The organism is Robbsia andropogonis, assembly GCF_000970345.1.
GTDB classification, from domain to species: Bacteria; Pseudomonadota; Gammaproteobacteria; order Burkholderiales; family Burkholderiaceae; genus Robbsia; species Robbsia andropogonis.
On sequence record NZ_LAQU01000004.1, the window covers coordinates 259587 to 278532 of the forward strand.

The following is an 18946-nucleotide window of genomic DNA, read 5'->3' on the forward strand; positions in this document are numbered from 1 at the left end:
CGGATAGGTCGGCTGTGTCAGAGCAGGGCGACGATACACCGTATCCGATCAGTGTACGTTGCCTTCCCGCGCAACGGACACAGGAACGTATCAAGTCGTTTGCGCACGCATGGCACCGGGATGGAACGCGCGCATTTGCTCGATCAGCAGACGCTGCAGGGCGACCGCCGCCAACGGCAGCTCCCTGCCGCGCCGGCTGATCACCCTGGCTTGCACATTGCGCATCAGCGGGTGGTCGATCTCCACGGCGACAAGCGTGCCGCGCTCGATATCGTCTCCCACCGCGAACGCCGGCAGCAACGTGACGCCCATGCCGGCACGGACGAAGCCGGCCAGTCCGATCAGATGGTCGGTTTCCAGTAGTACGTTAAACAGGCGTGACATCGGCGTCGATGCTGGAACTGGCGTAGGCGCAGAAGAAAATCGCGCGTCGGATCGAGGCGCGGGTGCCGTCTCGCGCAATGACATCGCGGCGGCGGACACGTCCGAGGCAAACGAAGGCGGCAACCCCGATGTGGCTTTCGATGCCGTCGTGGATGCTGATGCCGACGCGCCGGACGCACCGGACGTACCGAGATCGCCCGACAACTCTATCCGTTCCACGATATCGCGCGTGCCGTAGCCCCGACGCGCCAGTGCGAACGGGTAGTCAAGCAAGTCGCGGATGGTGACGCGTGACCTGAGTGCTAGCGGGTGATCGCCACGGACGATCGCGCATACGGGCTGGTCGGCGGCGGTGATTTCCTTGAAACGCATCGCGTGGCTGTCGAATGGGGGGCCGTAGGTCAGGCCTAGATGGACGCGATCCTCTTCCAGCCATTGTTGGATATCACTGACCCCGCCCAGTTCCAGTGTGATCGACACCTTCGGATAGCGTTGATGGAACACCCGCAACGCGCGGCTCATCAGATCTTCGGTAAACCCCTGGATCGCGCCGATCGAAACGGTGCCGTATTCCAGTCCGTGAATGCCCTCCAGCTTCGACACCAGCACTTCCTCACGCGCAAGGTGCGCGCGGTAATGCTCTATCAACAATGCGCCGGCCTCGGTGGGTTTTGCACCACGCCGATTTTTCTCCAGCAGCGGTGAGCGTACCGCGCGCTCTAGAATCGCCAACTGGCGACTGACAGCCGACGGCGCCACGTCCAGATGGTCCGCCGCCGCACGGATGCCGCCAAGGCGAACCGCCTCGAACAGGTAGCGCAACCGGGTGATGGTCAATCCTTCCATGGGCGCGTTGGGTCGAGTCGTGGATACGGATGTCGTTTTAAAAGGATGTTGCCTTGAAGGCAACGATATTGTCGAAGCGCCGTCATTGTAGTCAAAAAATTGACTGTCCAAAATCAGCGAACGACTTATTGAAACGTATCCGACCGACAGCGACACCATGAATACACCCCACCGCATTGTTTTCCGCCGCGCCACGGTTTTCGACAGCCTCACGGGGGGATTGCGTCCTGACACGACGATCGTCGTTGAAAAAGGCGTTTTCACGCACGTTGGCGGCGCTGCTGAAACGTCGGACGACCGTACCCAGGTGCACGACCTCGATGGTCGCATCGTTCTACCGGGCTTGATCGATGCGCACGTTCATGTCACCGCGACGATTCCGGACTTCTTCAAATTGTCGATGCTGCCGCAGTCGCTGATCACCGCGCAATCGAGCGACATTCTGAGAAGCATGCTCGATCGCGGCTACACATCGGTACGCGATGCGGGTGGCGCGGATTCCGGGCTTGCCCAGGCCGTGGCGCAAGGTATTTTTGCCGGTCCGCGAATGTTCATCGCCGGCCAGGCGCTGACGCAAACGGGGGGGCATGGGGACGCGCGGCCCGCTTATTTCAAGGGCATGAACTGCGCGTGCTGCGGCGCGGTTGGTCTGCTGGGATATATCGCCGATGGCGTGTCGGAAGTGCGGCGCGCGGTGCGCGAACAGATCCGCAATGGCGCGACGCAGATCAAGGTGATGGCGGGCGGCGGCATCTCGTCGCCGAACGATCCGTTGGAGGGCACGCAGTATTCGATCGAGGAATTGACGGCCATCGTCGAGGAGGCGCGCGCGGCGCGCACCTATGTGATGGCGCATGCCTATGCGTCGGAAGCGATCATCCGCGCGGTGCGATGCGGCGTGCGGTCGATCGAGCACGGCAATTTGCTCGATGAGGAAAGCGCGAAGGTCATGGCCGAGCATGGCGCTTTCCTGGTGCCCACGCTCTCGACCTACGCCGCCATCGCGCGGCACGGCAAGGCACTGGGCTGGTCTGAATCGATGTTGGAGAAGACTGACCGGGTAAAGAGCCAGGGCATCGAGGCGGTCCGCATCGCGCATCGTGCCGGCGTGAAGATCGCATTGGGGTCGGATCTGCTCGGCGATATGCACAGTGCGCAATATGAGGAATTCACTTTGCGGCAGGAGGCAATGAAGCCGGTGGAAATCCTGATGAGCGCCACGTCGGTCAACGCGGAGTTGATGCATCAATCTGGCCGACTTGGCGTGATCGCTCCTGGCGCGTTGGCGGACTTGCTGGTCGTCGACGGGGACCCGACAGCCGATCTGGCGTTGTTCCAGACGCCTGATGCACTGCGCGCGGTCATGAAGGATGGCCGCTTCCATGCAAATCGTCTGACTCGTTGACGCGGCGTTCTCTCGGGCATGTCTGCCGTGGCGGATGTCAGATCTTTTTAACTTTTCTTTTTGCGCGGAGCGCGTTCGATGTCGTCGATCTCGTCCAGAATCGAAAGCTGGCCCTTCAGCGGCTTTCATAAACGCCTATTGCTGATTGGTGGGTTGGGTTATACGTTCGACGCGATGGATGCGGCGGTCATGGCCTTCGTGTTGCCCGTGTTGCGCACGCAATGGCACCTGTCGAGTATCCAGACCGGCTATCTCGGGAGTTCGACGTACGTTGGCTACTTCTTCGGCGCGATGTGCGCTGGCATGCTGGGCGACCTGATCGGCCGCAAGCGCGTGATGATGTACGCGCTGTTGTTCTACTGCGTGGCATCGCTCGGCAGCGCAATGACGCACGACTGGCCGACATTCCTGGCCTCACGTATCTGCGCTGGTTTTGGCAGTGGTGCGGAAAGTGTGATCATTGCGCCATACTTGACCGAGTTTGTCGCCAAAAAGTATCGCGGCGCCTTTGTCGGATCACTTGCGGGGTTTTTCTCGTTCGGTTTCGTCGCCGCGGCGCTTCTCGGATATTTCATCGTGCCTGCCAGCGACGATGGCTGGCGGATCGTCATGGTGATCACGGCATTGCCTGTGGTGATGTTGCTGTGGTGGCGTCGGGCGTTGCCGGAGTCGCCGCGCTGGCTGGAAAGCCAGGGTCGACATCAGGCCGCACGTGACACCGTCGATCGCATCGAACGTGAACTGCGCGCCGCCGGCGTGCGCATCGACGAGCAGACCGTGGCACAGGCGGAAGCGGCATTGGCCGCATCGAGTCCCGCTGTGCGTGGGTCCTTTGTCGCGAATTTCCGTTCGTTGTGGCAGGGCAAGCAGGCGCGCGTCACGGCGATGACCTGGGCGATGTGGTTGGCGATCACGTTCAGCTATTACTCTTTCTTCACCTGGATTCCGGGGCTGCTGATACAGCATGGAATGAGTATCACGAAAAGCTTTGCCTATTCGCTGGCGATGTATGTCGCGCAGATTCCCGGCTATTTCTCGGCGGCTTGGTGCAACGAGCGCTTTGGTCGACAAAAGACGATCGCAAGCTACATGGTGCTGGGCGGGGGCGCGGCGTTGTCCATGACGGTCTTGCATGGCAACACCGCGATCATGATGGCCGGTATCTGCCTGTCTTTCTTCATGAACGGCACGTACGCTGGCGTATATGCATACACGTCCGAAGTGTTCCCGACGGCCATCCGGACGACGGGTACCGGCGTGGCCTCGGCTGTGGGCCGCCTGGGCGCAATCTTGTCGCCGACGCTGGTTGGCTATATCTTCCCGGTGTTTGGTTTTGGTGGCGTGTTCGGTGTGACGACAGTCGTGCTGGTCGCCGGGGCGGTGACGGTGTTGGTCATGGGCGTGAAGACAAAGGGCCTGTCCCTGGAAGCCATCGCCGTCAAGGAGCTGAAGGCATGACGGCGCGGCGGCAACTCTCGACGCACGTCCAGGCGACGGCGCCGTTGCTGCAGGCACTGGCTGCGGCGCATCGCGCGGTGGATCAAGACGCGGCGATCGAGGCGGTGTTCAAGGCTGTTGACGCGGCCTTGCTAGGCGCTATTGGTTATAAGCTTTTCACGATCCTTTTGTACGACGACGCGGTGACCGAGTCGATCCGGGTCTATTCGAACCGGGCAGGGGATTATCCGCTCGGGGGGCGCAAGAAGATCGTCTCGCGACGTTGGGCCGATCAAGTGGTGCGCGATGGCGTGCCGTTTATCGGAAATACGGCGGCGGATTTACGTGAGGTGTTTTCCGATCACGCATTGATCAGCTCGCTCGGATGCGAAAGTGTACTGAACATGCCGGTGCGCTGGGGAGGAAAGACGGTTGGGTCGCTTAACCTGTTGCATGATGCGTATTGGTATCAGGGCGTCGATCTTTCCGCGGTGGCGGTGTTTGCGCAATTGGTCGCGCCGGCGTTGATGACGGTGCCCGTGCCGAAAGATCCGGCGGGGTTGGACATTGGCGCGTAGGCCCGATGGCGCGGCGTCTGTACGGACATTACGGCCATTCGCCACGAGCACTGCGTTTTGGCCGTACGTGTTGCCATGCTGCACTCGCATCGAGATCGATAACCAGCCCTTTTGGGAAGAGCATCTCGTGCGGCGTCCTGGCCCAGCCATGGGTGGACCGCTTTACGTATTCGCGACACGATATAGCACGCGACGCGGCAGACATCGCCGAACCGACGGGGTCTTGTAGATCGACGGCGGGAACATCCGCGCCATGCGCGGCATCCGAAAACCATCGCCAGGTATGCGGAAATTGATCGTGCGGTGATTCGCCCATGCCTTCCTCTACGTAGCGCTCCGGCCCGCTGATATGCAAGGTATCGAAAAGCCGTGACGACCAGGCGCCGACGCCAACGCGCGGCATGTGACGGACGACATCGCCGGACAGTGTCTCCGCCTCGATCTCGGGGTCCACGATATCGAGCTTGGTTTGATCGGGCCACATATCGAGATCCGAGCGCTTGACTCCCCAGGTTGTTAAATGACATTGATCCATACGCGTCGCGGCCGCGTGCACCGCCAATAGCAATGCCGCCACACGTGGCGAATGCGGTGCGGCGGCCAACACCCCGTTTGCCGTGAGGCGTGCCGGATCGCGCGTGCCTACGATGGTTTGCAGGATTCGCAACCCTCGCGGTGCGTCAATGTCACCGCCATTTGCTTCGACGACATCGACATCACGCCAGTGTCCGCCAAAAAGATAGAGTACGACAAGCCGGGTCAGGTCGCTGGCCGCGGCCATGTTGGCGTAAGGTCCGCTAATCTCGCGATGGAAGCGTGCCTTCAAATCCATTGCCACTGAGACAAAGTCTGTCGATATCGGGCGTTGCCGTTTTCCACGATTTCTTCCTGCCGTCGCGCGATGCGCCGTGTCGATAAGTGGTGGGGTGGTACGCCACAGTTCGACTAGCCAATCAAATACGGCCTCTGCATCCCGTACGACGAGACGGTGCCCCTGGGTGCGTGCGAGATAACGATAAACGCTCTGCTTCTGAAAGGCCTGCAGCGCGGATTCTCCGATAGCCAATCGTCCGCCAGCGCATGATGATCGGCGATTATTTGCCGTTAGCGCTTTGTAGAGTCCATTGCAGGTGTCAGGCTCGCGCGGTTGCCAGTCGCTGTCGCCATCGGACATGGCATCCAATGTGTGCTGGATCAGCGCAGGGCGGGTTGTCCAGATGATGCGGTCCGCCGCAACGAGCGACGCGACATCCGCAGCGGTGCCGGGTATCGCGCTGACAAACCTCGAATCGTAGCCGCTCAAGATATTCGCGAGGAAGCGTGGCGGCATCGCACCGCCTTCCCAGGCGTAATGGAATAGGTAAGGCACGGCCCTGTTTTCCGACGCACGCGGTTTTTTCAATGCCGAAGTCGTCACGTCGGCGGTACTGTTTGCATGCATGGTGTCAAGGAGCGAGCGATTGCGTGAGCATTATCACGGGTTATCGGCGTTTTCATGCCGTACGAATAAAGTACCACTTCGCCGTGTCGCCGCCCATATGTCAAATGGACAGGATAGCGTGACTGCATTACATGGTCGATCTGCGTTATTGGTTCTATTTAGGAATCCTCCTATATATTAATAGGAGATTTGCATCGATAATTACTTTTATAACGTCCACCACAAAGGTAAGCCATGCACTTTTTCCTGGATATCCTAGACGGGATGTGTCTTGGTGGCGCGAAAGTCTTGCTGGTGACGCATGCCGTCCCTGGCGTTACAGACTATGTTTTGGCGATGTCCCGTCGGGACAGAGTCATCGGCGTAATACCCAAACCTAATACGATCGACCCACAGACACTGCAGGCAGTGTCCGAGATAACGCCGGTTTTCAACGTGCGCAGGGAAGACATCGATGCTCGCAACGACAGCTATTGCACCCTGCTCTCGCATCTGGAAGCAGCAGGAAAGTTCGTCATTATCGATATGGGCGGCTATTTTGCGGAAGCGGTTTCTGCTTTTCCGGACAGCATCAAGCGCAACTTGATCGGCATTGTCGAAGATACCGAGAACGGCCATCAGCGATATGAACGCGCCTTCGCCCGCCTGGGTGATGCCGACGATCGCGTTGCTAAGCCCGTTATATCCGTTGCGAGAAGTGCACTGAAAGACCCGGAAGATTTCCTTGTCGGGCAAGCCGTTGTCTTTTCGGCTGATGCGGCGCTGCGACAAGGCAATGTCATTCTTCCCTCGATGAAAACGGTTGTCTTTGGTTATGGGAAGGTAGGTTCCAGCATCGCGCAGTGTCTGAAAATGCGGGGCGCGATCGTCTCGATATGTGAAAGCGACCCGGCGCGCGAGGCGCTCGCGTTGGCGCATGGCTTTCAAGTCTTCGGGAAAGACGACGCATTGTCACACGCCGAACTCATCTTCTGCGCCACGGGCAATCATTGCATCGGAATGCAGGATTTCGGCCGAACCGACAGCAGGAAGTATGTGTTTTGTGCGACATCGGCCGATGACGAGCTGAAGGACTTCGAAGACATTCGCCGCATTATGGAGCCCTCTGGTATCTGGGGTGTCGCGCGCACCGGTAATCGCGGCATGATTTATTTTTGCAATCGTGGAAATTCGGTGAATTTCTTGCATAACGGAAGTGTCGGGCCATATGTCAAATTGGTGCAGGCGGAGTTGTTGGTTGCCGCATCGCGTATTGACCAGTTTGTTCCTGGTCGCATCTCGGAGCTGGATAGATCGAGTCGTACGTCGATATCAAAGGTCTGGTTGAAGCATCATGTGAGCACGCTGAACTGAACCGAGGGGAGGAGACAAGGATGAAAAAAACGTATCTCGACAAAGTTCGAGCGCAGGTCCTGGAAGATTTTGATAGTACTGTCGTCGCACATGACATGGCGCATCTCCTGCGGGTGGAGCACCATGCGCGTCGTATCGCCGAGAAAGAACCTGTCAATATCGAGGTGGTGCGCAGCGCCGCTTTGTTACACGACTACCATCGATTTCTCGAGATCAAAACCGGACAGCATGTGTCACCTTGCGTGGCGGAGCCGCTCGTGCGCACCGTATTGTCGAAGGCCGGTGCGCCGGACGAGGATGTCGAATTGATTTGTCGGTGTGTTGACTTTACGGAGCGCTTTACCTGCGCCGGTGATGAGATACGTGATGCCACGATCCCGAGAGAGGCCATGATCGTACGGGATGCTGATATGCTGGATGCACTGGGTGCGGTCGGTATCGCGCGCGCAATGATGTTCGGCGCGAAACTGGGGCAACCGCTTAGCGCGGCCGATCCTGTTGCCGGACAGTTTCGTCATGGGAAAGCCAGTTCGGTCATTCACCATTTCCACGAGAAGCTTCTGCGATTGGAGCCCGAGTTCTTGACCGAGGTGGGCGCTGCGGAAGCGAAGCGCCGCACGCACTATATGCGTGAATATCTCAGCGTGCTTGAGAGTGAGTTAAGGTACGGGTCTACGGAAGCCGCATGAGCGTGATGCCAGATACGGAAAACGAATGAAAGACATTCAGCTAAAGGTGCAGGGGCGTTCTTATGCGTTCCCTGTCAAGGGTGCTTTGGAAGGGACGAACGATGCGTCGTCCCTTGCGCGGGCCGACGCACAAGACATAAAGGAAACGAGAGCCGCATCGGATGTGTCCGCGATGCCGTGGGAGCAAGGCCTGGCCTTGAGGTTGGGCGCCTATCTGCGAGCCTTTCCTGATGAAGAGGGGCGGCTCGAACGGCTGACGGATAGCATGGAGGCCACGCGCACGGTGCCGTCTTTGCCGCTTGGGTCGCGCAGGCTCTTTCCTGGTCATGTGACCGGCAGTGGGATCGTTGCCAAGGATGGACAGGCGTTATTGATTCGTCACCCGATTATCGGGCGGTGGCTGCAGCCTGGCGGTCATCTCGAGGGGAACGAGGCGCCGGAAGTGGCTGCGGCACGTGAAGCGGAAGAGGAGACGGGATGGCGCGTCGCGCCCGTGGTGGATGCATGCGGCCAACCGATACTGCTCGATATCGACATCCATGCGATACCGGAAAATCCCAAAAAGGGGGAACCCGCGCACTGGCACTACGACTTCCTGTACGTATTCGCGCCGGTCGAGCGCGTGACCACGCCGGAGTTGCCCGTCAAATGGATCAGCATCGAGGAGATCGACGAACCGAGGCTCGTCAAGGCCCTGTCCAAGGTGCCGATGCTCCACGCTGCACTAAGCGATGCATGAACGCAGGACGCTGCGTCGGCTTACGTCAGCACTCGATGATATTGACCGCCAGGCCACCGCGCGACGTTTCCTTGTACTTGGTTTTCATGTCGGCGCCGGTTTCACGCATGGTCTTGATGACCGAGTCCAGTGACACGTAATGGTCCCCGTCGCTTTGCAATGCCATGCGGGCTGCGTTCAATGCCTTGACCGCGCCCATCGCATTGCGCTCGATGCAGGGAATCTGGACACGCCCGCCCACCGGGTCACAGGTCAGCCCCAGATTGTGTTCCATGCCGATTTCAGCGGCGTTTTCGACCTGTCGCGGCGTGCCGCCGAGCACGGCCGCCAGGGCACCCGCCGCCATCGAGCAGGCGACACCCACCTCGCCTTGACAGCCCACTTCCGCGCCCGAGATGGAGGCATTCAACTTGTACAAGATACCGATTGCCGCGGCCGTTAGCAGAAACGTCTCCACGCCCGAGACATTCGCGCCATCGATGAAGCGCATGTAGTAATGCAGTACCGCCGGAACGATGCCCGCGGCGCCATTCGTCGGTGCCGTGACCACGCGGCCGCCCGCGGCGTTTTCCTCGTTGATGGCCATGGCGAACAGATTGAGCCAGTCGAGCTGCGCCAATGGATCGCCAGCGACACCGGCTTGCCGTGCCGCCTCGCGGCGCATCAGGCCGCGATAGAGTTCCGGTGCACGGCGCCGGACTTGAAGCGGCCCTGGCAACGTGAGAATGGGTGCGGGATCGGTGCTCGCGTCCGCGGCACCGCCACCGTTGCATCCCTGCCGGACGCAGTCCTGCATCGCATCCCAGATGCGGGCGAGACCCGCATGGATCTCGGCGTCGTCACGCCAGGTGCGTTCGTTTTCCCACATCAGCTCGGCGATCGACCGGCCCGAATCGGAGCACAGTTGCAATAACTCGGCACCTGAACGGAAAACATGTGGCAATTTCAGCGGAGCAGTCAACACCTGCGTATTCGCCGCTCCCTCCGTCACCACAAAACCGCCGCCGACCGACAGATAGGTTGTCTCGCGCAGCACGGTGCCCGTGGCATCGAATGCGCTGATGCGAAGTGCATTCGGATGCGCTGGAAGCGACTGCCGATAGAACGCGATGCGCTCGCGTGGGACAAAGGGAATGATATGGGTGCCGAGCAAGGCCAACTGCCGGTCGCGCTGCACCGCATCGAGCCGCGGCGCAATCGATGCGGCATCGACGGTATCCGGCGCGTCGCCCATCAACCCCAGCATCACGCCACGGTCGGTGCCGTGTCCTCGCCCGGTTGCTCCGAGCGATCCATAGAGGCCGACATCTAAGCGGGCGACGAGGGGTAGCAGGCCCTCATCGGCCAGGGCGGTCACGAACATCAGACCGGCTCGCATGGGCCCGACCGTGTGCGAGCTGGACGGCCCAATGCCGATCTTGAAAAGATCGAAAACGCTGACGGCCATGGTGATTACCCCTTGATCAAAGCAGCAAAGCCAGCCGCGGTCACGTTGAGCGGAACCGCGGCCATCACGTCGGACGTCATTGATACGACGTGATGTCGGGGCAGGAGCACACCAAATTGCGGTCGCCATACGCGTTGTCCGCACGGCCAACTGGCGACCAGTACTTCGTCGCGCGCAGCGATTTCACCGGATACGCCGCCTGCTCGCGTGAGTATGCATGGGTCCAGTTGTCGCTCGTCACCACGGGTGCTGTGTGCGGTGCGTGTTTCAGTGGGTTGTCTTCCCGGTCCAGCGCGCCACTTTCCACCGCGCTGATTTCCGCGCGGATGGCGATCATCGCATCGATAAAGCGGTCGAGTTCGTACTTGGATTCGGACTCGGTCGGCTCGATCATCAGCGTGCCCGGCACCGGGAAGCTCATCGTGGGTGCGTGGAAGCCGTAGTCGATCAAGCGCTTTGCCACGTCGTCCACGCTGATGCCGCTGCTGTCCTTGATCGGACGCAGATCAATGATGCATTCGTGTGCCACCAAGCCGCCCGGGCCGGCGTACAACACGGGGTAATGCGGCGACAGGCGCTTTGCAATGTAGTTTGCCGACAGGATCGCATTCTCGCTGGCCCGGCGCAGCCCGGCCGCGCCCATCATCGCGATATACATCCATGAGATCGGCAGAATGCTCGCCGAGCCGTACGGGGCAGCCGATACGGCGCTGATGCCGTCTTCGCCGCGCTGATAGCCGACCGATGTCGCGTTTGGCAGGAACTTCGCCAAATGCGCGCCCACGGCCACTGGTCCGACGCCTGGTCCGCCGCCGCCGTGCGGAATACAGAACGTCTTGTGCAGGTTCAAGTGCGATACGTCGCCGCCGAATGCGCCCGGTGCCGCCAAGCCGACCATGGCATTCATGTTCGCGCCATCGACATACACCTGGCCGCCATGCTCGTGTACCACGTCGCAGATTTCGCGGATACGGGATTCGAACACGCCGTGCGTCGACGGATACGTGATCATGATTGCCGCAAGCCTGTCCGCATGCTGCGTTGCCTTTGCGCGCAGGTCATCCAGATCGACGTTGCCGTTGCTGTCGCATGCCACCACCACGACCTTCATGCCCACCATCTGCGCCGACGCCGGGTTGGTACCGTGCGCCGATGCCGGAATCAGGCAGACGTCGCGGTGCGCTTCGCCACGCGAGGCGTGATACGCCCGGATAATCAGCAGGCCCGCGTATTCTCCCTGGGAGCCGGCATTCGGTTGCAGCGACACGGCGGCATAGCCCGTGCATGCAACCAGCATGTCTTCCAACTGCGCGATCATCGTCTGATAGCCGACCGTTTGCGTAGGCGGCGCGAACGGATGAATGGAGCCGAACTCGGGCCAGGTAACCGGGAGCATTTCCGCTGTGGCGTTGAGTTTCATCGTGCACGAACCGAGCGGAATCATGGTGCGATCGAGCGCCAGATCCTTGTCGGCCAACTTGCGCAGGTAGCGCAGCATTTCGGTCTCGCTGTGATAGCGATTGAACGTCGGATGCGTCAGGAAGGCGGTGCGGCGCGTCAGTGCCGCTGGCCAGGTCAATGTGGCCGCCTTGGTGATCGTGCTGTCCAACGCTGAAATATCGACATTCGAGGTAGCCGACGTTCCGGCATTCGAGAACATCTGGAACAGCGTATCGAGGTCCGCGCGAGTGGTGGTCTCGTCGAACGACAGGCCCAGGTGCGCGTCGTCGATGCGACGGAAGTTGTAACCGGCACTGACCGCGGCGTCATGCAGTTGCGCCGTCGCGCCCGACGTGTGGATCGTCAACGTGTCGAAAAAAGTGTCGTTGATGACGGTCCATCCCAGGCCACGAAGTCCTTGCGCGGCGATCGCCGTGATCCGGTTCACCCGCGCGGCAATATTTTGCAGGCCTGCCGGGCCATGGTAGACGGCGTACATGCTGGCGATGATCGCCAGCAGTGCTTGCGCGGTACAGATGTTCGACGTCGCTTTTTCACGGCGGATATGTTGTTCGCGGGTCTGCAGCGCGAGACGCAGCGCCGGTTGGCCTTGCGCATCGACGGTCACGCCGACGAGCCGTCCCGGCAATTGCCGCTTCAGCGCGTCGCGCACGGCCATGAATGCGGCGTGGGGACCACCAAAGCCCATCGGCACACCAAAGCGCTGACTGTTCCCAACGGCGACATCGGCACCCCATTCGCCAGGGGCGGCCAGCACCGTCAAAGCCAGCAGATCGGCGGCCACCACGACTTGCGCGCCGGCCTCGTGCAACGCTTCGGCTAGCGCGCGATAGTCGCGTACATCGCCATTGACGCCTGGGTATTGCAGCAGCACGCCGAACGGCGAGGCTTGCACGGCGTTGGCGGCAGGACCCACCACCACGTGGATGCCCAACGGTTCCGCGCGGGTGCGCAGCACTTCGATTGTCTGGGGCAGCGTGTCATCCGCGACGTAGAAGACCGTCGACGTCGACTTGCCCGCGCGCTTGACCAGCGTCATCGCTTCGGCGGCGGCGGTGGCCTCGTCGAGCATCGATGCGTTGGCCACGTCCAGACCGGTCAGGTCGGTAATCATCTGCTGATAGTTCAGCAGCGCTTCCAGCCTGCCTTGCGAGATTTCCGGCTGATAAGGCGTGTAAGCCGTATACCACGCCGGATTCTCGAGAATATTGCGCAGAATGACATTCGGCGTATGCGTGCCGTAGTAACCCTGGCCGATGAGGTTGCGCATCACGCGATTCTGCGCCGCCAGCTCGCGTAGCAGGGCAATCGCCTGCGCTTCATCGCGCGGATCGGTGAAGTCGCCGAGCGGCAGCGTATCGGTGCGGCGGATGTCCTGCGGGATCACGGCGTCGATCAGCGCGCCGCGATCAGCGTAGCCGAGCACGTCGAGCATCGCGCGTTCGTCGGCATCGATGGTGCCGATATGGCGCGCCTCGAAGCCATCGTGGCGTTCAAGCGCCGAGAGGGACACGGACGACAAAGGCGGCAGCGCCGACGGCGCGACGTTGGCGGAGGAAATATCCTGGGCCGGCGATGCCGACGGGACGGAAAGATCGGTCATGATGGAACGGGCGGAGGGGGCAGAGCACAGCCGCGCTCACACGAGCGCGACTTCACTAAAAAGCAGCAAAATAACGGTCCAAACCGGGACGGTGTCAACCAAGCACGTTGCAGACATCGTCACGGGTAATGCGTTTGTTACGGCGGTGAGGGGATGGCCCCCACCCGAGATCGTCCTCGATTTACTCGCCGATCGACTGCTTGTACTGATCGGCGCTCAACAACGCCGTCGTGGCGCCCGCGTCGGTCGGCTTGATCTTGAACAGCCATGCCTCGTACGGTTTCGCGTTGACGGAATCCGGTGCATCGCCCAGATCACCGTTCGAGGCGATGATTTCGCCGGCTACCGGTGCGTATATGTCGGACGCGGCCTTTACCGATTCCACGACGGCGATGGATTCGCCGGCGCTGACCTGACGGCCCGCCTCCGGCAGGTCGACGAACACGATGTCGCCTAGTGCTTCCTGGGCGTGGTCACTGATACCCACGGTCAACGTGCCGTCAGCTTCGGTGCGGATCCATTCATGCGACTCCGTGTACTTCAGGTCGGCTGGGGTGGTCATGGCATCCTCTCTGTAAAATCAAATGGTGTTGTGCAGCATGTCTGCTGCGCTGAATGTGCTTGTCAGCGGTGCTCGAAAACGTGTGGTTCGCCCGAACCGGCGCGCGGCTACAGCGTGACCAATGTCTTGCCTTGCCGCACGAACGGTAATTTAACCACGGTCGCGGGCAATTGTTTGTCCCGAATCTGCACTTGCACGGTATCACCGGGCTTCACGTCCACCGGCACCCGCGCGAATGCGATCGAGCGTTGCAGTGACGGCGAGAACGTTCCGCTGGTGATTTCTCCTTCCCCGGAGGCGGTCAACACCTTCTGGTGGCTGCGCAGCACGCCGCCGCTGCCCTGCAACAACAGGCCGACGAAGGCGGCGCGTTGGCCGTCCGTGTCGAGCTGCCCGCGTCCCAGGAAGGCGCGGTCGGTCGAGCGATCGACGGTCCAGGCCAGACCGGCATCCAGCGGCGACACGGTCTCGTCCATGTCCTGGCCATACAGGTTCATGCCGGCTTCCAGGCGCAGCGTGTCTCGCGCGCCCAGGCCGGCCGGGCGCACGCCGGCAGCGGCCAAAGCCTGCCACAGGGCGGTGCTTGCGGATGCGTCGCATACGATTTCGAAACCGTCTTCGCCGGTGTAGCCGGTGCGAGCGATCATCAATTCACCGAATGGCGATTCGGTCAGTACCACGGCATGGAACGGCTTCAACGGCTCGGACGGCGCTTGCGAACCGGGAATCGCCGCCCAGGTCTTGGCCCGCGCTTCCGGGCCTTGCACGGCGATGATGCCGAGGTCCGGACGGGAGACGACGGACATATTGAAGTCTCCCTCGGCGTTCTGCTGGCCGAGCCAGGCAATGTCCTTGTCCGCGGTGCCCGCGTTGACCACCAGCCGGAACGACGTTTCGTCGAAGTAATAGACGATCAGATCGTCGACCACGCCGCCGTTACCGTTCAGCATGCAGGAATAAAGGGCGCGGCCGGAGGTTTGAAGCTTTGCCACGTCGTTGGCGAGCACGCGCTGCAGGAACGGGCGGACGGCTTCCCCCGTCAAATCGACCACGCGCATGTGGGAAACGTCGAACATGCCGGCGCTGGTACGCACGGCGCGATGTTCTTCAATCTGGGAGCCGTAGTTGACGGGCATGTCCCAGCCTCCGAAATCGACCATCCGGGCGCCAGCGGCGAGATGGACGGCATGCAACGCAGTCTTGTTCAGTTCGGTCATTTGGAGCCCCCAGCGGCATCGGAAAACGTAAAAGGGTCGACGCCGTGCCGCCCGTAAAGGCGCGCGGTGCCGACCCCTCTGTCCTCGATACCTGAGAGATTGCACGGACGTCACTGCCGGCGGATGGTGCTGGGATAGGTCCCGTTGCACCATCCAAGGCCGGCGGCGGTCACATGCGCGCCCCTTCGGTGGGCAGGCAAGGCGCATGCAATGCGCCCGCTGCCGCTCTCCAGAGATGCGGAAGCCCGAGCTTCCGGCGCGATCGGTCCTTTTGCCTGAGAGTTTATGGGTGTTACCCCTTCGGCGGCGACGTCGGCTATGCAAGCATCCGCGCAATGCGCATGCCTGCCGGCCCGTGACGTCGCGCTCTCCCGATGCGCCCGGCGACTGTAAGGCAGCCGGACGGGGTTGTCAAATGGAGAAAAGGGGGAGGCCGTTCGACCGATCGGCCGGATAGGAAGGATGTCCGTGCGAGACGCATCGCCTCCCTGGAAATTCGCCCGTCGCGTGCTAACATCGACACTCTTCCTGATCCCTCCGTGATCGCCCTGGCCGTGTCAAACGAGGGCGATGTCGCATTATTTCAGAGAGTTACCCATGTCGGGCATGAACGCCGCACAGCGTGAAGGCGTGCACTATCTTGACGGTCCGTGCCTGGTGCTGGCGGGTGCCGGCAGTGGCAAGACGCGTGTGATCACGCAGAAGATCGCGCATTTGATCGAGCGAAAGGGCTTCGAGCCGAAGCATATCGCGGCGGTGACATTCACGAATAAAGCCGCGGCGGAAATGCGCGAGCGGATCGCGACGTTGCTCGAAGGCAAGACCTTGACCACACCGGGCAAGGAAGGCCGCAAGGTGCCTGTCAACCAGTTGACCGTGTGTACCTTCCACTCGCTGGGCGTGCAGATCCTGCGGCAGGAGGCGCAACACCTGGGGCTGAAGCCGCAATTCTCGATCATGGATTCCGACGACTGCTTCTCGATGATCCAGGAGCAGGTGGGCAGTACCGACAAAGGGATGATCCGCAAGATTCAGACGCAGGTCTCGCTCTGGAAGAATGCGATGCTGACGCCTGAGGAGGCGGCTGCGGTGGCGGAGGACGTCGACCAGCATCAGGCTGCTATCGTCTATCGGAACTATGTGGCAACGCTGCATGCCTACCAGGCGGTGGACTTCGACGACCTGATCCGCCTGCCCGCCGAGTTGTTCGCACGCAACGAGGAAGTGCGCGATCGGTGGCAGAACCGGCTGCGTTATTTATTGATCGACGAATACCAGGACACGAACGCCTGCCAGTACGAACTGGTCAAGCAGATTGCCGGCAAGCGCGCGGCGTTCACCGCCGTGGGTGACGACGACCAGGCGATCTATGGCTGGCGCGGTGCGACGCTGGAGAATCTGGCGCAGTTGCAGGTGGATTTTCCGCAATTGAAAGTGATCAAGCTGGAGCAGAACTATCGCTCCACGGTGCGCATTCTGACTGCCGCGAATAACGTGATTGCGAACAATCCGAAGCTTTTTGAGAAAAAGCTGTGGAGCGAGCACGGGATGGGCGACACGATCACCGTGAATGCGGCGAACGACGAGGAGCACGAGGCGGAGTCCGTGGTGTTTCGGATGTCTGCGCACAAGTTCGAGCGTCGGGCGCAGTTCCGGGATTACGCGATTTTGTATCGCGGTAATTTTCAGGCGCGGGTTTTCGAGCAGATTTTGCGGCGTGAGCGGATTCCGTACGTGTTGTCGGGCGGGCAGTCTTTTTTCGACAAGGCCGAGATCAAGGATGTGTGCGCGTATCTCCGGCTGATCGCGAATGCGGATGACGATCCGGCGTTTATTCGTGCGGTCACCACGCCACGGCGTGGGGTGGGGAACGCGACGCTGGAGGTGTTGGGCAGTTATGCGGGGCAGTCGAAAGTGTCGCTGTTCGAAGCTGTCTACATGGGCGGGATCGAGGCGCGGTTGAGTCCGCGCCAGCTTGAACCGTTGCGCGCATTTTGCGATTTCCTGCAGCGTCTGACCGACCGGGCCAAGAAGGAAGCGGCGAATACCCTGCTCGACGAGTTGATGGAGGGCATGCACTACGAAGCCTATCTGTACGACGCGTTCGATGACCGCGCGGCGCAGTCGAAATGGCAGAACGTGCTGGAGTTCCTGGAGTGGTTGAAACGTAAAGGGACGAAGGCTACGGTCGAGGGGGCGGAGGAGGCGACCGGGTATGACACCGCCGATGGGCTGGCGGACGAAGGCAAGGACCTGATGAAGCTGATCCAGACGGTTGCGCTAATGTCGATGCTGGAAGGCAAAGAAGAAGATCCCGATGCGGTGCGGCTGACGACCGTGCACGCATCGAAGGGGTTGGAGTATCCGCACGTGTTTCTGGTCGGCTGCGAGGAAGGGATTCTGCCGCATCGCGGAAGTGACGATGCGCCAGCGGACGATGCGCGGATCGAGGAAGAACGGCGGTTGATGTACGTGGCGATCACGCGCGCACAGCGGAGCCTGCATCTATCGTGGTGCAAGAAGCGTAAGCGGGCGCGGGAGACGGTTGTGTGCGAGGCGTCGCGGTTTATCGAGGAAATGGGACTGGCGGAAGCGCCACCGCCGACCGCTGAAGAAGCACCGATGACGCCAAAGGATCGGATGGCTGCGTTGAAGGCATTGCTGGGCGGGGGAGGGGCGTAGGGGGAGGCGGTTTGGGTTGGTGGTGAGGGTGTGCGTTTGTCGCTTTGTTGGGCGTTGCCTTGTAGACCGGAAAGAGACAAAAATGATCCAGGCGTGGTGGTTTGTGTTAGAATAGCGGTCTTATTGTTGGTGTGGTTTTTTGGCAACCAACATGTGTGTCGGCGCTGCGTTGTTTTGCTTTCTCCTATTCGCACCCACAGCCGCTACACAACAATTCGTTTTGCCTCATCTGCGTCCGTAGCTCAATGGATAGAGTACTGCCCTCCGAAGGCAGGGGTTGCTGGTTCGATCCCAGCCGGACGCACCAGATTCTTTATTAAAATCAAGCCTCAATATTCGGTTGATCGCAGTTGATGTGGGCGGCGATCTTGGGCATTGGTCATTCTTCCTCGCCGTCCCAGATCGCCCGCGCTTTTTTCTCAGCGTCAGCAGGGCCACCGTTTCGGCCAAGGCCGCATCCTTGCGCCGCAGCTCGCGCTCCAACGCCTTGTTACGTTTGCGCTCGCTTTTGATCGCCTCGCTGTCCTGGCGACTGCCTTGCCCGCTGCGTGCGTTGGCTCCTTCACCGCTCTCACGCCAACGTCGCAATTGCTCCGGATATAAACCCCGACGGCGGCAATATTCGGCTAACTCCACCTCGGATAATGCCGAACATTCCAACACCGCGTTGAACTTGTCTCGCGAACGCCAGCCCTCGCTGTCGGTCGCGTTCACCGGTAGCAAGAGGCCACGCTCGCGCGCAGCTTTGCGCCTGTTGTAGATCGTCGCTTCACTAACCCCTTCTTCCCGCGAAACGTAAGCGTCCACCCAAGGCATCTTTCGTCGCGACATGAACGTGCTCATGCTGTCGGATTTTTCGACGGATGCAGACGATGGAAGGTAAGCAAGTGGTACCCGTGACGCCGCGCACTGCGCGACGCAGTTTCACCAAGGAATTCAAGCGAGAGCTTGTGCGCCAGTCCATGCTGCCGGAGGTTTCTCGTGCAGCTCTGGCCTTGGCCAACGGCGTCAACGCCAATCAACTGGCACGCTGGTGTCGCGAGCATCAGCGTGCCGACCACGTCACTTTCGTGCCCGTCGTCAGCGCCGCATCCACTGCTTT

15 protein-coding genes, 1 tRNA gene, 1 pseudogene and 2 riboswitches are annotated in these 18946 nt (G+C 60.8%); of the genes and pseudogenes, 11 read left to right on the forward strand and 6 right to left on the reverse strand.

The features are described from left to right. Positions 1-90: 90 nt before the first annotated feature. Positions 91-1230, reverse strand: a complete 1140-nt coding sequence (locus WM40_RS29975) for a LysR family transcriptional regulator (protein ID WP_052738191.1) — start codon at positions 1228-1230, stop codon at positions 91-93. Positions 1231-1387: 157 nt separating this feature from the next. On the opposite strand from WM40_RS29975, the gene WM40_RS06300 reads away from it, so the two are divergent. From WM40_RS06300 to WM40_RS06330, 8 genes are all read left to right on the forward strand, one after another. Further along, positions 1388-2635 (forward strand): metal-dependent hydrolase family protein, encoded by a 1248-nt coding sequence (locus WM40_RS06300; RefSeq protein WP_046152422.1) that lies wholly within the window; start codon positions 1388-1390, stop codon positions 2633-2635. A gap of 78 nt (positions 2636-2713) precedes the next feature. After that, positions 2714-4093 (forward strand): MFS transporter, encoded by a 1380-nt coding sequence (locus tag WM40_RS06305; RefSeq protein WP_046152423.1) that lies wholly within the window; start codon positions 2714-2716, stop codon positions 4091-4093. Then, a complete protein-coding gene (locus WM40_RS06310; protein WP_024906088.1) occupies positions 4090-4650 on the forward strand; it encodes a GAF domain-containing protein in 561 nt (186 codons plus the stop codon). The genes WM40_RS06305 and WM40_RS06310 overlap by 4 nt, the downstream gene beginning before the upstream one ends. Then, on the forward strand, positions 4640-4879 hold the full coding sequence (locus WM40_RS32415; RefSeq protein ID WP_162199040.1) for a hypothetical protein: 240 nt from the start codon (positions 4640-4642) through the stop codon (positions 4877-4879). Before WM40_RS06310 ends, WM40_RS32415 begins: the two co-directional genes overlap by 11 nt. Before the next feature lie 901 nt (positions 4880-5780). After that, positions 5781-5945: a hypothetical protein gene (locus WM40_RS32420; protein WP_162199041.1), complete on the forward strand. Its 165-nt coding sequence runs from the start codon at positions 5781-5783 to the stop codon at positions 5943-5945. A gap of 380 nt (positions 5946-6325) precedes the next feature. Next, a complete protein-coding gene (locus WM40_RS06320) occupies positions 6326-7444 on the forward strand; it encodes a hypothetical protein (RefSeq protein ID WP_046152425.1) in 1119 nt (372 codons plus the stop codon). A gap of 20 nt (positions 7445-7464) precedes the next feature. After that, positions 7465-8133, forward strand: coding sequence for an HD domain-containing protein (locus WM40_RS06325; protein ID WP_024906085.1), 669 nt, complete (start codon positions 7465-7467; stop codon positions 8131-8133). A 25-nt stretch (positions 8134-8158) separates the two neighbouring features. After that, positions 8159-8872: an NUDIX hydrolase gene (locus WM40_RS06330; RefSeq protein WP_052738193.1), complete on the forward strand. Its 714-nt coding sequence runs from the start codon at positions 8159-8161 to the stop codon at positions 8870-8872. A 25-nt stretch (positions 8873-8897) separates the two neighbouring features. Here the strand turns inward: WM40_RS06330 and WM40_RS06335 are convergent, their stop codons facing one another. From WM40_RS06335 to gcvT, 4 genes are all read right to left on the reverse strand, one after another. Then, a complete protein-coding gene (locus tag WM40_RS06335; RefSeq protein ID WP_046152426.1) occupies positions 8898-10319 on the reverse strand; it encodes an L-serine ammonia-lyase in 1422 nt (473 codons plus the stop codon). Between the two features lie 76 nt (positions 10320-10395). Next, on the reverse strand, positions 10396-13383 hold the full coding sequence (gene gcvP, locus WM40_RS06340) for an aminomethyl-transferring glycine dehydrogenase (RefSeq protein ID WP_082102465.1): 2988 nt from the start codon (positions 13381-13383) through the stop codon (positions 10396-10398). 181 nt (positions 13384-13564) lie between these two features. Next, positions 13565-13945 carry a glycine cleavage system protein GcvH gene (gene gcvH / locus WM40_RS06345; protein WP_024906081.1) on the reverse strand — a complete coding sequence of 127 codons (381 nt, stop codon included), beginning with the start codon at positions 13943-13945 and terminating at the stop codon, positions 13565-13567. Positions 13946-14052: 107 nt separating this feature from the next. Beyond that, positions 14053-15162: a glycine cleavage system aminomethyltransferase GcvT gene (gcvT, locus tag WM40_RS06350; protein ID WP_046152427.1), complete on the reverse strand. Its 1110-nt coding sequence runs from the start codon at positions 15160-15162 to the stop codon at positions 14053-14055. Positions 15163-15230: 68 nt separating this feature from the next. Further along, positions 15231-15405: riboswitch (glycine riboswitch) on the reverse strand. A 10-nt stretch (positions 15406-15415) separates the two neighbouring features. Continuing rightward, positions 15416-15545, reverse strand: a riboswitch (glycine riboswitch). Between the two features lie 214 nt (positions 15546-15759). Between gcvT and WM40_RS06355 the strand changes: the two genes are divergently transcribed. Then, a complete protein-coding gene (locus tag WM40_RS06355; protein WP_046152428.1) occupies positions 15760-17844 on the forward strand; it encodes a UvrD-helicase domain-containing protein in 2085 nt (694 codons plus the stop codon). Between the two features lie 231 nt (positions 17845-18075). Beyond that, a tRNA-Arg gene (locus tag WM40_RS06360) sits at positions 18076-18151 on the forward strand. 221 nt (positions 18152-18372) lie between these two features. On the opposite strand, the pseudogene WM40_RS32425 reads toward WM40_RS06360, so the two are convergent. Continuing rightward, a pseudogene (locus WM40_RS32425) lies at positions 18373-18687 on the reverse strand (hypothetical protein); the annotation flags it as partial. 20 nt (positions 18688-18707) lie between these two features. Here WM40_RS32425 and WM40_RS06370 point away from each other — a divergent pair. Beyond that, positions 18708-18946, forward strand: a 239-nt coding sequence (locus tag WM40_RS06370) for a transposase (RefSeq protein ID WP_157685734.1), incomplete at its 3' end; no start/stop codon positions are given.

What these genes read in the sequence shown, in the direction of transcription:
- WM40_RS29975 (WP_052738191.1), bottom strand. Translation starts at nt 1,230, where the DNA reads ATGGAAGGATTGACCATCACCCGGTTGCGCTACCTGTTCGAGGCGGTT.
- WM40_RS06300 (WP_046152422.1), top strand. Translation starts at nt 1,388, where the DNA reads ATGAATACACCCCACCGCATTGTTTTCCGCCGCGCCACGGTTTTCGAC.
- WM40_RS06305 (WP_046152423.1), top strand. Translation starts at nt 2,714, where the DNA reads ATGTCGTCGATCTCGTCCAGAATCGAAAGCTGGCCCTTCAGCGGCTTT.
- WM40_RS06310 (WP_024906088.1), top strand. Translation starts at nt 4,090, where the DNA reads ATGACGGCGCGGCGGCAACTCTCGACGCACGTCCAGGCGACGGCGCCG.
- WM40_RS06320 (WP_046152425.1), top strand. Translation starts at nt 6,326, where the DNA reads ATGCACTTTTTCCTGGATATCCTAGACGGGATGTGTCTTGGTGGCGCG.
- WM40_RS06325 (WP_024906085.1), top strand. Translation starts at nt 7,465, where the DNA reads ATGAAAAAAACGTATCTCGACAAAGTTCGAGCGCAGGTCCTGGAAGAT.
- WM40_RS06330 (WP_052738193.1), top strand. Translation starts at nt 8,159, where the DNA reads ATGAAAGACATTCAGCTAAAGGTGCAGGGGCGTTCTTATGCGTTCCCT.
- WM40_RS06335 (WP_046152426.1), bottom strand. Translation starts at nt 10,319, where the DNA reads ATGGCCGTCAGCGTTTTCGATCTTTTCAAGATCGGCATTGGGCCGTCC.
- gcvP (WP_082102465.1), bottom strand. Translation starts at nt 13,383, where the DNA reads ATGACCGATCTTTCCGTCCCGTCGGCATCGCCGGCCCAGGATATTTCC.
- gcvH (WP_024906081.1), bottom strand. Translation starts at nt 13,945, where the DNA reads ATGACCACCCCAGCCGACCTGAAGTACACGGAGTCGCATGAATGGATC.
- gcvT (WP_046152427.1), bottom strand. Translation starts at nt 15,162, where the DNA reads ATGACCGAACTGAACAAGACTGCGTTGCATGCCGTCCATCTCGCCGCT.
- WM40_RS06355 (WP_046152428.1), top strand. Translation starts at nt 15,760, where the DNA reads ATGTCGGGCATGAACGCCGCACAGCGTGAAGGCGTGCACTATCTTGAC.